This window comes from Thermophilibacter provencensis (assembly GCF_900128445.1).
In the GTDB taxonomy this organism is placed as follows: domain Bacteria; phylum Actinomycetota; class Coriobacteriia; order Coriobacteriales; family Atopobiaceae; genus Thermophilibacter; species Thermophilibacter provencensis.
In genome coordinates this window covers 1,024,118-1,038,764 of sequence record NZ_LT671417.1, presented here as the reverse complement: position 1 = coordinate 1,038,764, position 14,647 = coordinate 1,024,118, and the positions used below count along the sequence as shown (strand labels likewise).

Sequence of the window (14,647 nt, the reverse complement as noted above, 5' to 3'; positions counted from 1 at the left end):
CTTCTCCCTACTACTCGCGCTTACCGGCCTTGCGGGCCACCAGGGCGGTAGCGAGGGCGGCGGCACCCACGGCCGCAACCGGCGCTACGGAGATGGCCGCGTCCCCCGTCTCGGGGACCTTCTCGTGGCTCGGCTTGCCATCGTTCTTACCAGAGCCCGTCGTCCCGGCAGGCCTGTTGCTGGTTCCGGAGTCATCGCTGCCGCCCGGCTCCGTGCCCGCCGCGGGCTTGAGGGCGGAGATAGCGTTATTCAGCGCTGCGAGGGCGCTGTCAACGGAAGCCTGATCGCCCGAGGCAAGGGCAGCGTTTGCCTGAGCGAGGGCGGCCTGGAGGGCGGCCCAAGACTCAGGGGTATAGTCGGACGCGTTGAGCGAATTCGCCCGGTCAATGGCGGCCTCGAGGTCGTCGGTGCTCACCCGCTCGGCAAGCCGAACCTCGAAAGCGTGCGTGGCACCGGCCGTCCCGCCAACGCCCGCCGTATAGGTGCCATCAAGATTATCGGTCACGGTATCGTCAAGGGAGACGGTGCCGGCAACGTTATCGACCTTGACGGTCACGCTGCTGGAGAGGTGGGTCGGATCGCTCACGTAGACCTTGAGGACACCATCCTGCTCGACGGCATAGATAGAGGCAGGGCCGTTGACGGTGATTCCGCCAACAGTTGCTCCGCCCTCGGCCCACACGTTGGCAGCGATGGCACCGGTGGCTCTATCACGAACCGCCTGCACCTCAGGCGTGTTAGAGAGAACCTCGACCGTGGGGTTGGCGGAATAGGCAGCCATGGAGTCGGTCGAGGCGCCGGGCATCACGATGAAGCCGTAGGTGCCGTTCTCAACGGACTTGCCGTGATTGATGCCAAGCTTGAAGTAGGAGCGCGTGAACTCCTCGTCATACGGAAACGAGTCGTTGATTTCGGCATAGGAGCCCGACCGGGTCTCCTTGGACACCTCAACGGTCGTGCCGTCGATGAAGTAATAGCCCATTGCGGAGTTCTCGGTAGTGCCGGCAAGCGTCACGTAGCCGCCATCCTCCAGCTCAACGGTCTTCTCGCCACTCCAAGCGGTGCCATCAATGGTCACGGCAGCGTCAGCCGAGGCCATCATGCGGTTCTCGACCGTGGTCTCAATCGTGGCGTTGGTTGTTCCGTTGATGCCAGCCCCCAGCTCGACAATCTTGCCGTCGAGGAAGAAGTAGGACTTCTTGGCGACAAGATCCATGCCAAGGTTGTTCTTCTCCGCATCGACGAGGTTAGAGGTGTCGAAGCTCATGCCGGCGGCGCCGTTGCTGCCATCGGTCACTCCGCCAACCCAATCCTGGGTGGAGTACATGGGGATGTCCAAATCGCCCGGAAGCTCTCGGGTGTCGACCGTGGTGCCCGGCAGTCGATAGGGGTCAACCGTCGCCCAGTAGCCGATGTCATAAGCGTCATCGTCAGTATAGACATAGAGCACGCCATCGCCCTGGTGCCAGCCATGCTTGTTCTCGCCATTCATGCACTCGTAGTTATAGATGCGCGTGGAGTACATGCTGAGACCCGCCGCATAGTCGCCAGTCTGTTGGACGACGCGGTCCATCGAGCCGAATACGCGCATTCCCTCGTAGGTCGTCGCCGCGATGCTAGGATCATTGAGGAGGTCCTTGGCGAGAAGCATCGCATCGAAGTCGCGCGCGTTGTCGAAGTAGAAGTCGCCGGCGTCGAGCAGCCAGCCCTTAATGACGGAGAGGAACTCTGTCTTGTAGGGCTCCGGGGCGGACTGAGCGATGTTGAGCAGGTTAGCGATGGTCTCGTTGCCCCAGTACTTCTCAGAGCTGTAGGGGGCGGTGTCCTGGACGCGCGCGGCAGCGCGGCCGTTGACCATCGACATCATCTCAGAGCCATGCATAAGCGGGATGTAACCCGTGGACACGGCATTATAGAGGTTGTAGATTCCCGGATCATCGAACGCCCACTCGGTGTCTGCGAGGATAGCCGTGATCTTGGCAACGCCCTTGATGAGCTCGTTGCCATAGCTGCCGGTATAGGCCTGTGCGGTGTGCTGCACGATGGAGCCGTCGGCGTAGATGCCATCACCGGTGGTGACCTCCTGCAGTACCGTGGGAACCTGCTCGTCGACAAGAACAAGCTTCTCGGCGCCGTCATGAGATACGATCGCCATGCCCATCATGGCATTGGCGATGTCGGTGCGGTTGGAGCCGGTCGAGGTGACCCAGCCGCTCGCCGCATTGAGCTGCTTCTCGGGCTCCTGGCAGTACTTGCCGACCGCATCAACGACCGGATCGATCGTCTCGTAGTCACAGTAGTCAGACATGACGATGAGCATGTCGGCAAGGCGGCCCGGGCAGCCAATCTGCCAGTCCCACCAGTTGCTGACCACGCCAGTGCTGTTAAACTCCGTCCAATCCTTACTCTGAGAGCCGTAGTCCATTCCACTCGGGCTCACAAAGTAGTCAAGCACGCTCATGATGTCCTCGTAGAGCGCACGATTCTGGTAGAGGTCGTTGCCCTCGAGGTTCATGCCAAAGGCGATGACGAGCGGTCGGAGCTTCTTGAGCTGCGAGGTGAAGTTCGCCGAATCGCTGTCAGAGGCGATTCTCTCCCAGCACGTGGCGTTACCGTCCTCGTCCCTCTCGACCGTGTTCCAGTTGCCCTGCGCGTCGGCAAGCTGCTTGTTGGCATAGCTCACCAGGGCGTCATCGGACATGTCGAGCGGACCCTCGCTCGGCGTGGAACCCACGATGCGGCGCAGCCAGCGGTCCTGCATAAGATCATAATCCGCGCTGTATTCAGGCTCGGCAACGGTAACCTCAGTCGTGGAAACAACCCCCGACTCGCCAGAGGCGGTAATGGTCGCCGTGCCCGGCGCAACAGCGGTGACGAGGCCCTCCTCGTTTACCGTGGCAACCGCCTCATCAGAGCTCTCCCAGACAAGCGAGTCCGCATCCTGGCCCCCGTCGTCAGCAAAGCGGAACTGACGCGTGGTCAGAGACATGCTCTGCTCGACTCCGTAGGTCTCGACGATGCCCTCCGCCTCTCCCTCGGCAAGGGCGGTCACAGGCGCGAGCGCAACTCCGGCACCCGCAAGAGAAAGCGTCAGCAGGCCAACTGCTCCCGCACGGCATAGGCTGGGTCGCCAGCCGACCCTAAATGGAACTTGCTCCATACTCTCCCCTTCATTTCGTGTCGGAGGGGCTCCTCTGCTCCCTTTCCGACAGTCAACAGGCACTTCATCGGTATGCCAAGGGGGACGCCCCGCACCAGCGGCGAAGCGCCCCCCTTGTCAAGTTCTCGGCTAGCCGACTAGACGAGGATGCCGCAGACGGAAAGCACCACGCCGACGATGATCGTCAGGATGACGAGCTGGTAGGTGTTCCAGTTGCGCTTCTTGATGAGGTAGTACATGAGGAGCAGATACAGCATCGGGAGCAGCTTCGGGGCGATGTTGTCGAGCATGCCCTGGATGCTCACGGTGGACTGCTTGACGCCCTCCTCGGCGGCTCCAGCCGCGAACTCGATGTTCACGTTCATCTTGACGAACGTGGCGGCGAGGCCGGTGATGACCGTGACGCCGACCATGCTGGCGCACTCGGAGATGAGGCCCATGGACTTGGACAGCGTGTCGATGACGGAGGTGCCGAGCTTGTGGCCCAGGTTCATCATCACGTACTTGATGGCGAGCAGCGTCGCGTTGATGGCGAGGAAGAAGCCCACCGGCGCGAAGGCCATGCCCTGCATGGCAAGCGACGAGAAGATCGTCGAGTAGAGCGGGGCAAGGCAGAACTGGGAGAGCGAGTCGCCGATGCCGGCAAGCGGGCCCATGAGAGCCATCTTGAGACCACGGATCTCGCTGTAGGGGACGCCCTCGTCGGCCATGGCCAGGTGAAGCGACGTCACAAACGGCAGCAGGTTCGGGTTCGTGTTGTAGAACTCGCAGTTATCGGCGAGGTCCTTGCACAGGGCCTCCTTGTTGCTGCCGTGAATCTTCTTGAGAGCGGGATAGACGACATAGGAGTAGCCATTGCCCTGGTAGTTGCTGTAGTTGAAGCCGTTCTGCAGCAGCCAGGCACGAATCATCGTCTTGGTGTAATCGCCCTTGACGAGCTTCTTCTCGTTAGATCCAGTCATCGTGGCTGACCTCCTCGGTGGCGGCAGCGGGAGCGAGCTCCTCCTGCTTCTTCACTTCAAAGTAGTGCTTGAGGGCGAACACGAGGCCAACCATGGCGATGCCGACCGTCGGGATCCCGAGGTAGCCGGCGCAGATGTAGCCGAGCAGCGCGAAGGGGATGAACTCCTTGGTGAGCATGACGCTCATGATCATCGCGAAGCCGATGGCGGGCAGCATGCCGCCGGCGACGGAGAGGCCCGAGGTGAGCCACTCGGGGATGGCCTCGATGACGACCTGGAGGGCCGGCATCGCGAAGGCGGCGAAGAAGCCGAGCAGGAAGCCGCCCACGGCGAACAGGATCACGGTGATGTTGCAGACGAAGCGGTACTTGCCAAGCTTGTTGGCGGCGAGGGCGCGGGCAGCGGCCTCCTGGTTACCGGAGCAGGCCGTGTAGATGGCGGTCTGCAGGAACTGAATGGCAACCGCGAACGGGATGGAGAGGGCAAGCGCGCTCTCCGGGGTGACGCCCTCGGTGGTGATGGCCATCAGGGTGCCCACGATGCCGGGGCCGATGGCGTTGGGCGGGACGGTGCCGCCGGCACCGACGCCAAAGCCCATGAATGCGAGCTCGGCCACCGCGCCGACGCCAAGCGCCGTCGGGATGTCGCCGAGGATGACGCCCACACCGAACGCCAGCACGAGGCTGCGGTTGGTGTAGATTCCGAACAGCATGCCGCTCCAGCAGACTGCTGTCCAGAGGCCAATCAGAATGGCCTGGATGAACGAGATCTCCACGTTCCCTCCTTTTTTCCTACCTGACACTACGTTCCGCCCTCCCCTTGGCGGGCGGTATGCTCAGCAGGGGCTACTTCCTGCAGAACTCCACGATGTCGACCTCGGCCGCGCCGTCAGCGCCGGACGGGGTGGTCTTGGTGTTGAACTTGACGCCCTTGTCGGCCATGGCGAGAATGGCGGCCTTGTCCTCGGCGCCAACGAAGATGGAGCGAGTGACCTTCTCCTTGCCGTCGGCGTTGTGGATGTTGCCGACGTTGATCTCGGTCACGGGCACGCCGCCCTCGACGAGGGTGAGCGCGTCGGCCGGGTTCTTCACGAGCAGGAAGATGCGCTGCGCGGGAGCGGCCTTGTGGATGATGTCAATCGTCTTCTGCAGCGTGAAGAAGCGCATGGCGATGTTGCCGGGGATGACCGTCTTCATGAGGGTCTGGGCCATCTTGTCGCCAGCCGCCTCGTCGTTGGCCACGATGACGGTGTTGACTCCCAGGGACTTGATCCAGAGCTGGCCCTGACCGTGGACGAGACGCTCGTCGATGCGGGTCATAACGATGTTGGGTGTTGCCATTTCTTCCTCCTACCAGTACGGGTTCCAGCTCTTGGCGCTGCGAACCAGGGCTTCCATGAAGTAGTAGTCGCCCCAGATGTTGCCCTCGTCGACGCCCTTGCCGGAGTGCCAGCTGTAGACGCCGTGATAGAGGATGGGGCGCAGGGGCGCGTGGTCCTCGGAGGTGTACGAGTTGATGAGGGAGCGCATCATCTGCGCGGTGACGCCGGCATAGACGGGCGCGTCGGGGTCGTCAACGGGAAGCATGGGCGCGACCTCCATGAACCCGCAGGCGGCCGCGGCGGCGGCGCTGGAGTCGCGGGACTGGCCGGAGCCGTCGCCGAAGATGAGGTCCCAGTAGCAGATGGAGTCCTCGGGAAGGCGGTTGATGAAGTAGTTCGCCATCGCGCGCCAGGTGTCGAGGTACTTGCGGTCGTTCAGGTGACGCATGTTCAGCGGGATACCGTAGATGCCCCAGGCTTGGCCACGGGCCCACGCGGAGTCGTCGGAGTAGCCCTGACGGGTGGCGCCGTGGTCGGGGCCGCCGGTCTCGGGGTTCATATAGAACGTGTGGAAGGCGCTGCCGTCCTCGCGGATGATGTTGTTCACCGTCGTGTCGAAGTGCATGCGGGAGACGTCACGGTAGTGCGTGTCGCCGGTCTCCTCGGAGGCAAAGTAGAGAATCGGCAGGTTGAGCATGCAGTCAATGATGAAGCGGTAGTGCTCGGGGCTGTCCATGGGACCCCAGGCCTGCAGGAACTTGCCCTTGGGCTGCCAGCGCTCCATGAGCTTGTCGGCGGCGAGAAGGGCGGCGGTGCGGGCGTCCTCGCTGCCGGTGAGGCGATAGGCCGCCACGCAGGAGGGCACATAGAGGAAGCCGAGGTCATGGTGATCGAGCTCGATGCGGTTCTCGACGCGGTGCTTGAAGCTCTGGACGTTCTCGAGGGCGCGGTCGCGGTACTTCTCGTCCCCCGTCACCTCGTAGGCGAGCCAGAGAAGGCCGGTCCAGAAGCCGTCGGTCCACTCGATGCAGTCAATGACCGGGTACTCGAGGCCCTTGGTGGCAGACCAGGGAAACCTCGTGCCGAAGGCCTCCATGTTGGCGTCAATCTGGGCGAGGCAGCAGGCCAGGCCGCGATCGACCTCCTCCTTGGTCAGGGGCTCGACCGAGAGCCACCGCTCGCGATCGGCAATCTTCTCCGTGTTCACGTGAGCCATCCCTACCGTCCCTTCCTGCCTCGTTCCACTCCCCGCTTCTTTCCGGTCCAGTTTATTATAAACCGGTTTATTTCGCCACCGTTTATAGAAGATGGCAGCTAGGGGAACAAGACGGTCAGGTTTTTAATCACGTAAACGGTCCGTGTTTCTCGGTGAGCGGGTCTCTCGGCCGTAACTGTTGACAAAACTAGTTTTGCTCTTACTCTGGTTCTGATTACGTTTCCTCTCAGGGAGCGCACCGGACCGCGGAAGGAAGGATTTGAGACCCATGAAAATCGCCCTCATCAACGAGAACAGCCAGAACGCCAAGAACCCCATGATCGAGGCCGCCCTCAAGAAGGTCGTCGAGCCCATGGGCCACACCGTGTTCAACTACGGCATGTATGCCGAGGAGGGCTCCAACCCCCTCACCTACGTGCAGAACGGCATCCTCGCCGCCGTCCTCATCAACTCCGGCGCCGCCGACTACGTGGTCACCGGCTGCGGCACCGGCGAGGGCGCCATGCTCGCCTGCAACAGCTTCCCGGGCGTGCTGTGCGGCCACGTGGCCGACCCGCTTGACGCCTACACCTTCGCCCAGGTCAACGACGGCAACGCCGTGGCCATGCCGTTTGCCCTCAAGAACGGCTGGGGCCAGGAGCTCAACCTCGAGTACACCTTCGAGAAGCTCTTTGGCTTTGGCTCCGGCAACGGCTACCCCGCCGACCGCGTGGTTCCCGAGCAGCGCAACAAGAAGATCCTTGACGGCGTGCGCGCCGCGGCCTTCAAGCCGCTGACTGAGATCCTCGACGCGCTTGACCCCGAGCTCGTGAAGGGCGCCCTCTCCGGCGAGCACTTCCAGGAGTACTTCTTCGCCAACGCCACCGACGAGGCCATCGTCGCCAAGGTCAAGGAGATCCTGGGTCTCTAGGCCAGCGCCGAAAGCGCGATCTTACATGCGGAAGACGCGGGTTCTTCTCGCCCTTCTGCGCCCTGCCGCGGGCGGCCCTCGGGTCGCCCGCCTTTTTGTGCCCCGCGCATCACGCCCACGCCAACTGATATGTAAGCGTTTTGTTGGGGGCATATTTGCGTTCCCAGCTGCCGCGAATTGAGTAAACTATGTTTACTAAACATCCCGGGCCGGACGTAGTGGGGAGCGCGAAGAGCATCATGGCGCAGAAGAGACGCATCACCATCAAGGACATCGCCGAGATGGCGGAGACGTCGAAGACCACCGTCTCGTTCTATCTCAACGGCAAGACCGAGCGCATGTCCGAGGACACCCAGAAGCGCATCAAGAGGGCGATTGAGAAGACCGGCTACGAGCCCAACCCCCTCGCGCGCGGCATGAACGCCAAGAGCTCTAAGCTCATCGGCGTCATCATCGGCGACGTGACCAACGAGTTCTCCAACCGCATCGTCAAGGGAATCGGCTCGGTGGTGGACAAGGCCGGCTACCGCCTGCTCTGCTGCTCGTCCAACTACAGCGCCGACGGCGAGCGCGCCTACATCGACCGCCTGCTCGCGCTTGGCGTGGACGGCTTCATCGTGCAGCCCACCTCCCAGTTCAAGACCGTCGCGGACGACATCGAGGCCGCGGGCAAGAAGCTCGTCTTCTTTGACTCCAAGTACTACGACTACACCTCGAGCTGGGTGAAGACGGACAACTACGAGGCCACCTACCGCACGGTGAAGTCCTGCGTGGAGCGCGGCTACCGCCGCTTCCTGCTGGTCGCCGCCGCCCCGCAGCTCCTGAGCTCGCGCATCGAGCGCTTCTCCGGCTTTGTCGACGCGCTCGAGAAGGAGGGGACCGGCTTCACCCAGTTCGAGATAGCCCCGGGAGAGATCGACTCGGAGGCCCTCCTCCAGTTCCTTCGCGCCAACATCGACGGCGAGACCCCAACCCTCGTCTTTGCCCCCAACTGCTGGGCCCTGCCAGAAATCTACGTGGCCATGCGCGAGTTCTATCCGCTCATGCCCAACAAGGTGGGCCTCGTGGGCTTTGACAACTTCGACTGGACGAGCGTTGCCTCGCCGAGCGTCACCGCCATCGAGCAGCCCGCCTTCGAGGAGGGGCGCGAGGCCGCCCGCATCCTGCTCGAGCTGCTGGAAAGCGACGAGAAGAAGACCGTCCACCAGGAGCTTGACTGCAACGTCCGGTGGCGCTCCACCACGATGTAGCGAGCTGTTGTTCGACGGTCAAAGGGCCCGTAACGCACTCAAGCCAGTCGAGTCACGCGTTCCACCTGATGAGGAGACGCACGATTTCCTTGGGCGCGCGCTGTTCCCGGGTGCCGTCCCCGGCTACTTAGCCGGATACCCCGGCTCGCCGCAGACCACGCAGGCAAGCCACGTGGTCCCTGCGGTAATCCGCGCCCTCAGCACCGGGACGGCACTCCGCTCGCAGCTATAGATGTTGGTGTTGGGGTCCTGAAGCACAACATCCGCGTCGCGGTCGCTCCACAGGACGCCATGCATGATGTCGGCAAGCCCAGCCTCCTCGACGGAGCGCTCGAGGGTGTCGTCACACGCTCGCGCGTCCACGATGCCCGAGCGCCAGAGACGGCCTGCCTCGGACACGCGCGAGAGCAGCACGGCGCCGTCGCGCTCCTCCTCGGGAACATCCTCCTTGGGGTTCCAGCCGAAGAGCGGGAACGCACCCTCGCAGACGTCAAGAGAGCTTGACGACTCAACATGGTGGATGCGCACGTGCGTAGACTCGTTCACCGGGATGAGCCAGGTCTCCACCTGTGCGATGGACGCGTAGCGCCAGAGGGTGTGAGCGAAGCCCTCGCGCACCTCCCCCATGTCAACGCGATCGCGCGAGACATATTGGTCAAGCCCCGCTATGGAGAGCGCCAGGCACGAGTCGACGGCAAAGTAGGAGAGACCGCAGACATCGCGCGAGATGTTCCACCCAAAGGCGGACGAATAGCAGAGCTTGCCATATCGCGACATCCCGCCCGAGACCGTGGGCCCGCCAAACTGCGTGGCGGAGAGCAGGTAGCTGTGGTGAGGCCCGCTCACGGCGAGGACGCCGGGCCCTGGCTCCGCGCGCACGGGCTCGCGCACGGGCTCGCGCTCGGCGATGGACCAGAACTCGTCTGAGGCCGGGAGCGCCAGCACCACGAGCGAGCGAAGGGCTCGCGCGGGGGAGGCGGGCGAGCAGTAGTTCTCCACGAGGGAGAGGTTGGGGTAGCCGTATCCGGGCGCAAGCGGGCCGGACGTCGGGACCAGATGCGCATGCCACCAGCGTAGGTGCTGCATGAGCAGGCGCTTCACCTCGCCGAGGTCCAGGGAGTGCGTCCCCGTGAGGGCCTCCGCCGCCCAGAAGCAGCCGTGACCGAAGCGATAGAAGATGCTGCGCCCAAACGGGACCGAGCGGCCCTGCTGGTCAAACCACGAAACGTAGTCCCGCTCGAAGGCGGCGGCGCGCGCCTCCTCATCCGGCAGCGGGCACGCCTCGGGCGCAAACCGGCGCAGCAGCAGGAGGACAAAGTGGAAGGAGAGGCCGATGTAGTGATCGCGCTGGAACGGCCGGCCGTTCTCGTACCACCCGTCGCCCGCATACATCGACTCGATCGAGCGCAGGTCAAGGGCAAGCCGCTCGGCGTCGTACGGCAGGCCGGCCGCGGCGAGCCCCGCGTTTACGAGCACGCGGGAGCAGAACCAGCCGCCCCACGGAAGGTCCACCCCGTTGGCGAGGTTAAGCCAGGCGACCAGGCGGTCACGCTCCGCGAGGGTAAGGCGCGAGAGGAGCCCCTCGGGACACACGAGAAGCCCGTAGCCGAACACCTCCATCTCCACGATGATCTGGCGACGCGGGAGCGTGGGCTCCGGGAAGGCAAGCGGGCCCTCGGGGTCGAGGCCGTCCTTGACTCGACGGATGTACGGCTCCACGAGCTCCTCGTCATATTCCCCCGAGGCGAGGAGCGAGAAGACCGCCCAGAGCGGGCGTGCCACCCACTCGAAGCGCCGGACGTCCTCGTCGTAGGTCGATCCCGAGGTCGCAGGATAGGCATACGGATCTGGAAGAAGGCCGCGCAGCCATGCGATCAGATCGTCGCGCGTGCTCAAGTCCCGATGGCGCCGCGTCATGTCTGCTCCTCCCGCGTCTCGGTTTTCGTAAACGTTTAGTGACACGATAGCACGACAGAATCATCCTGGCGCGCTTACCGCCGGACGGAGCCCGACTGGGACCGCGCGCACCTTGTCGCCCGCCGCTCGCCGAGCCTCGTGCAAAGGGGACCGTGCAAAGGGGACAGTCACTTTTGCACGGTCCGCCCGTGCAAAAGTGACTGTCCCCTTTGCACGGTCCCCTTTGCACGGCCGGCTGACGCGCGTCACGCGCGATGGCGTATCATTGATAGCTCGTTATTCCGCGCAACGGAGGGAGCGCAATGCCCGAGAGCGTCGACGTCACCCACGGCGATGACCCGATCTTCCAGCAGGAGCAGGCCCACCTCACGGATCTCTACGCCAAGCTCCTCAAGATTCGCGACGACATATCCCAGGACCTGGAGTCCAACCACCAGGGCGCCAAGCAGGACCTCATCGCCATGAGCGAGGAGGTGCGCCTGGACTTCGGAGGCGCTGACGAGACCATCGAGACGCTCGCCGCCATCGAGACGCTGAACTCCGTCATCGACGCCTACAACCAGTACCACGACTTCAACGTGGACAAGCTCCGCCGCGTGATGCTGCTGCTCATGCAGCCCTACTTTGCCAAGGTCACGCTCGAGATGCGCCCGGGTCGCCCCCCGCGCGACGTCTACATCGGCACCGCGGGCATGACCGACGAGCGCAGCCGCCCGCTCGTGGTGGACTGGCGCTCCCCCGTTGCCGAGACCTACTACAACCAGGAGATGGGCCCCACCAGCTACGAGGTGGACGGCAAGGTCCGCACCGTGAACCTGACGCTTCGCCGGCAGTTCGACATCGTGCGCGACCAGCTCAACTCCTACTTCGACACCACCATCGCGATCCAGGACTCGCTCCTGCTGGGCGCTCTCAAGAAGCACCACACCGAGAAGCTCCAGGCCATCACGGCCACGATCCAACGCGAGCAGAACGAGGTCGTGCGCCACGAGGACGTGCCCGTGCTGCTGGTCAACGGCATCGCGGGCTCCGGAAAGACGTCCGTGCTGCTGCAGCGCATCGCATACCTGCTCTACCAGGAGCGCAAGACCCTCTCGCCTGACCAGGTCTGGCTCTTCACGCCCAACGACGTCTTCGAGCACTACATCGACACGGTCCTGCCCTCCATGGGCGAGGCCAACCCGCAAACGTTCACCTGGCGCGCATTCGTCGAGGCGCAGGGCGCGGGCGAGCGCGACCTCGGGGTGGACACCGCGCCCGAGTCCCTACGCCGCCTTGACGAGGCCGTGGCCGATCTCGCGCTCGAGCCGGACGACCTCCGCGAGATTCGCTTTGCGGGGGAGGTTCTCCTCAAGGCGGGCCAGGTCCAGGGCGCCGCGGAGAAGTTCTCGCAATTCCCCATCGGACCGCGCTTCACCGCACTCGTGAAGGACGAGCTCCACGACCGGCTGGAGCGGCGCTTCACGCAGCTCTCGAAGAGCGACGAGATCCAGGAGGAGATGCTCGAGATGGACGTCGAGCAGCAGGTCGAGGTCTTCGGCGAGACCATCTCCCCCGACGATGACGACGAGGTCACCGCCTACGCGCGCCGCCTCGTGGAGCAGCGCTACGCGGGTGCGCACGATGAGATCGAGCGCCTCTCGTGGATCCGCTTCGACCGTATCGGCATGCGCCTGCTCGACCAGCGCGCCCTGTCCGCGACCGAGTGGCTCTACCTGCGGCTGCTCTTCACCGGCACGGGTGACAAGTCCGCGCGCTTCGTTATGGTGGACGAGGTCCAGGACTACACCGAGGCCCAGCTCATGGTGCTCTCGCGGCACTTCTCGCGCGCGCACTTCCTGCTTCTGGGGGACGAGCACCAGGCCATCATGGAGGGCACGGCAACGTTCCCGCAGATCGCAGAGATCTTCCGCGAAAGCCATGGCAGCGTGGACGAGTGCCGCCTGCTCACGAGCTACCGCTCCTCGCCGGAGATCACGGAGCTCTTCTGCGGCCTTCTGGAGCCAGACGAGCGCAGGCGCCTCACCTCCGTGCAGCGCGCCGGCGTCAAGCCCGACGTCCGGGCGTTTGACGAGAAGGACGCCTACCTCGAGGCGCTTCGCGCGGCCGTGGCTGAGCCCGCCGAGGGCCTCACGGCCGTCATCGCCGAGTCGGACGCTCGCGTGAGCTGGCTTGCGAAGCAGCTCGGCGATGCCGTCTGCGTGCTGGGCAAAAACTCCGACCTGCCTGCCGAGGGCGTGGTGCTGCTCTCCCTGCGCGTAGCCAAGGGGCTGGAGTTCGATCACGTGATCGTGCCCGACGCGCAGGCAGAGGTCTATCCGGACACTCCGCTCGCGCGCCGGCGCCTCTACACCGCGCTCTCCCGCGCGATGCACCGCGTGACCGTGCTCGCCCAGGGTCCGCTCACGCCATTGCTCGGCTAGCCGAAGCGCCCCGCAGAGGGCGTGCAAAGGGGACAGGCACTTTTGCACGCTATGAACTCAGCGTGCAAAAGTGCCTGTCCCCTTTGCACGCCCGCCCCCTTTGCACGCCCTCTGCGGGGCCATCCCCAAGAACGTGCTACGCTGTCGATAACCAGCTTCATCAGCGGAATGGCGCCGTCCCCCTAGGAGACCCCATGTTCAGCCCGTTTCATGATAGGCAGGGCATGCCCAAGGAGCTCGCGGACGTGGAGTACGCCGACCTCGCGCAGCTCGCGGACTACGATGAGGGCTTTGCCCTAGAGTTCAAGCAGTCCTTCTCGCCAAGCGTGCGACGAAAGGTCCCGAAGGTGGTGGCGTCGTTCGCCAACTCGCGAGGAGGCTGGCTCGTCATTGGCATCTCGGATGCCGAGAAGGGCGTCTGCCCGATACCGCGCCCCAAGGCAGACGTCAGCCAGATTATCGGCGAACTCTGCCGGCGCCACGTCTCCCCCGCCCCGCGCTTTGACGCGCGCTTCGTGGCCAACCCGGTCGCACCTGAGCAGGGGGTCATTCTCGTTCAGGTCTTCGAGGGCGACTTTCCTCCCTACGTGGCGGACGGCGTCGTTGAGATCCGCGAGGGCTCGACCTCGGGGCCCGCTGCCGGCACTGCGCTCGTCGACCTCTACGACAAGGCCACGCGCCGGCGTCTCGAGGTCCGAATGTTCTGCAAGCGAACCGTCCACTACCCCATGGGCGGTGACGGATTGCCGCTCTTCAACCTCTACCTCTTCCGCATGGGTCGCATGACCGGCGACTCCTTCTCACGCGAGAGGGACGGCGAGCACGCCCGCGCCATGCGCCGCGCCTTTGAGCGCCAGGGGCTCGACTGCCGCGTCCAGCACGCGCACGACAGCCTCGTCTTTCGCATCCCGGCACGTGACGAGACGGTGGTCCCACACTCCGCCATCGAGCTCTTTCCTGACGAGTCGATCAAGCTATCGGTGCCCGCCGTCCTCCTCGACGGGGAGGATCGCGATTCCGCCCTCGACGTGCTGGCGTCGCGCGCGCTCTTTCCTCCCGCCGTGGACGCCCAGCTCATCGACGCGCCCGCGACCCTCGGCCGCGTGACGAGGATGGCATCGCTGCTCGACCGCTATGCGCGCGCCCGGGGCATCGCATGGCGCGAATACGCCGTGGCCTACGAGCTTGAGAACATGGCTGGCGTGACCCTTTGGTCGGACAACGAGACCTACCTCACCTACGCCGAGCGCCATGGCGTGCTCTACTGCGCCACGACCGACTGCCTCTCACGCGTCCGCTATCTCGACGACGGCGCGCACGGCACCTTCCGCGCGCGGCAGTTCGCCGGCAGCCACTTCTTCGAGGCATGCGGCCTGCCGTTGGGGTCGCCCGACCCAGAGGACAACGCCCTTGTAGACGCGCTGCTCCGCACGTCCTGAGCGCGATGTGCCGCTGGCGTCAGCTTGCGTTATGGTTGACTGTCGAAAA

Annotated in this window: 10 protein-coding genes; 4 read left to right on the top strand and 6 right to left on the bottom strand. The window is 64.3% G+C overall.

Features of this window, described 5'->3' with window-relative positions; all coding sequences use genetic code 11:
- Positions 1-10: 10 nt before the first annotated feature.
- The 5 genes from BQ7391_RS04675 to BQ7391_RS04655 form a co-directional block, all read right to left on the bottom strand.
- The gene (locus tag BQ7391_RS04675; protein WP_075279519.1) at positions 11-3,052 is read right to left on the bottom strand and encodes a polysaccharide lyase family 8 super-sandwich domain-containing protein; all 3,042 of its coding nucleotides are present in this window, start codon (positions 3,050-3,052) and stop codon (positions 11-13) included.
- Positions 3,053-3,297: 245 nt separating this feature from the next.
- Positions 3,298-4,122: a PTS system mannose/fructose/sorbose family transporter subunit IID gene (locus BQ7391_RS04670; RefSeq protein ID WP_075279518.1), complete on the bottom strand. Its 825-nt coding sequence runs from the start codon at positions 4,120-4,122 to the stop codon at positions 3,298-3,300.
- The gene (locus BQ7391_RS04665) at positions 4,109-4,897 is read right to left on the bottom strand and encodes a PTS mannose/fructose/sorbose/N-acetylgalactosamine transporter subunit IIC (RefSeq protein ID WP_075279517.1); all 789 of its coding nucleotides are present in this window, start codon (positions 4,895-4,897) and stop codon (positions 4,109-4,111) included. Before BQ7391_RS04665 ends, BQ7391_RS04670 begins: the two co-directional genes overlap by 14 nt.
- Before the next feature lie 70 nt (positions 4,898-4,967).
- Positions 4,968-5,462 carry a PTS sugar transporter subunit IIB gene (locus BQ7391_RS04660; RefSeq protein WP_075279516.1) on the bottom strand — a complete coding sequence of 165 codons (495 nt, stop codon included), beginning with the start codon at positions 5,460-5,462 and terminating at the stop codon, positions 4,968-4,970.
- Between the two features lie 9 nt (positions 5,463-5,471).
- Positions 5,472-6,659 carry a glycoside hydrolase family 88 protein gene (locus tag BQ7391_RS04655; RefSeq protein ID WP_075279515.1) on the bottom strand — a complete coding sequence of 396 codons (1,188 nt, stop codon included), beginning with the start codon at positions 6,657-6,659 and terminating at the stop codon, positions 5,472-5,474.
- Between the two features lie 268 nt (positions 6,660-6,927).
- Between BQ7391_RS04655 and BQ7391_RS04650 the strand changes: the two genes are divergently transcribed.
- Positions 6,928-7,569 carry an RpiB/LacA/LacB family sugar-phosphate isomerase gene (locus tag BQ7391_RS04650; protein ID WP_075279514.1) on the top strand — a complete coding sequence of 214 codons (642 nt, stop codon included), beginning with the start codon at positions 6,928-6,930 and terminating at the stop codon, positions 7,567-7,569.
- 239 nt (positions 7,570-7,808) lie between these two features.
- The gene (locus tag BQ7391_RS04645; RefSeq protein ID WP_075279513.1) at positions 7,809-8,819 is read left to right on the top strand and encodes a LacI family DNA-binding transcriptional regulator; all 1,011 of its coding nucleotides are present in this window, start codon (positions 7,809-7,811) and stop codon (positions 8,817-8,819) included.
- A gap of 123 nt (positions 8,820-8,942) precedes the next feature.
- Here BQ7391_RS04645 and BQ7391_RS04640 read toward each other — a convergent pair whose 3' ends face one another.
- The gene (locus tag BQ7391_RS04640; protein WP_075279512.1) at positions 8,943-10,736 is read right to left on the bottom strand and encodes a DUF2264 domain-containing protein; all 1,794 of its coding nucleotides are present in this window, start codon (positions 10,734-10,736) and stop codon (positions 8,943-8,945) included.
- Between the two features lie 302 nt (positions 10,737-11,038).
- Between BQ7391_RS04640 and BQ7391_RS04635 the strand changes: the two genes are divergently transcribed.
- Both BQ7391_RS04635 and BQ7391_RS04630 read left to right on the top strand, forming a co-directional pair.
- Positions 11,039-13,159 (top strand): HelD family protein, encoded by a 2,121-nt coding sequence (locus tag BQ7391_RS04635; protein ID WP_075279511.1) that lies wholly within the window; start codon positions 11,039-11,041, stop codon positions 13,157-13,159.
- Positions 13,160-13,353: 194 nt separating this feature from the next.
- The gene (locus BQ7391_RS04630; protein WP_075279510.1) at positions 13,354-14,598 is read left to right on the top strand and encodes an ATP-binding protein; all 1,245 of its coding nucleotides are present in this window, start codon (positions 13,354-13,356) and stop codon (positions 14,596-14,598) included.
- The last annotated feature ends 49 nt before the right edge of the window (positions 14,599-14,647 follow it).

What these genes read in the sequence shown, in the direction of transcription:
- BQ7391_RS04670 (WP_075279518.1), bottom strand. Translation starts at nt 4,122, where the DNA reads ATGACTGGATCTAACGAGAAGAAGCTCGTCAAGGGCGATTACACCAAG.
- BQ7391_RS04640 (WP_075279512.1), bottom strand. Translation starts at nt 10,736, where the DNA reads ATGACGCGGCGCCATCGGGACTTGAGCACGCGCGACGATCTGATCGCA.
- BQ7391_RS04650 (WP_075279514.1), top strand. Translation starts at nt 6,928, where the DNA reads ATGAAAATCGCCCTCATCAACGAGAACAGCCAGAACGCCAAGAACCCC.
- BQ7391_RS04645 (WP_075279513.1), top strand. Translation starts at nt 7,809, where the DNA reads ATGGCGCAGAAGAGACGCATCACCATCAAGGACATCGCCGAGATGGCG.
- BQ7391_RS04655 (WP_075279515.1), bottom strand. Translation starts at nt 6,659, where the DNA reads ATGGCTCACGTGAACACGGAGAAGATTGCCGATCGCGAGCGGTGGCTC.
- BQ7391_RS04635 (WP_075279511.1), top strand. Translation starts at nt 11,039, where the DNA reads ATGCCCGAGAGCGTCGACGTCACCCACGGCGATGACCCGATCTTCCAG.
- BQ7391_RS04630 (WP_075279510.1), top strand. Translation starts at nt 13,354, where the DNA reads ATGTTCAGCCCGTTTCATGATAGGCAGGGCATGCCCAAGGAGCTCGCG.
- BQ7391_RS04660 (WP_075279516.1), bottom strand. Translation starts at nt 5,462, where the DNA reads ATGGCAACACCCAACATCGTTATGACCCGCATCGACGAGCGTCTCGTC.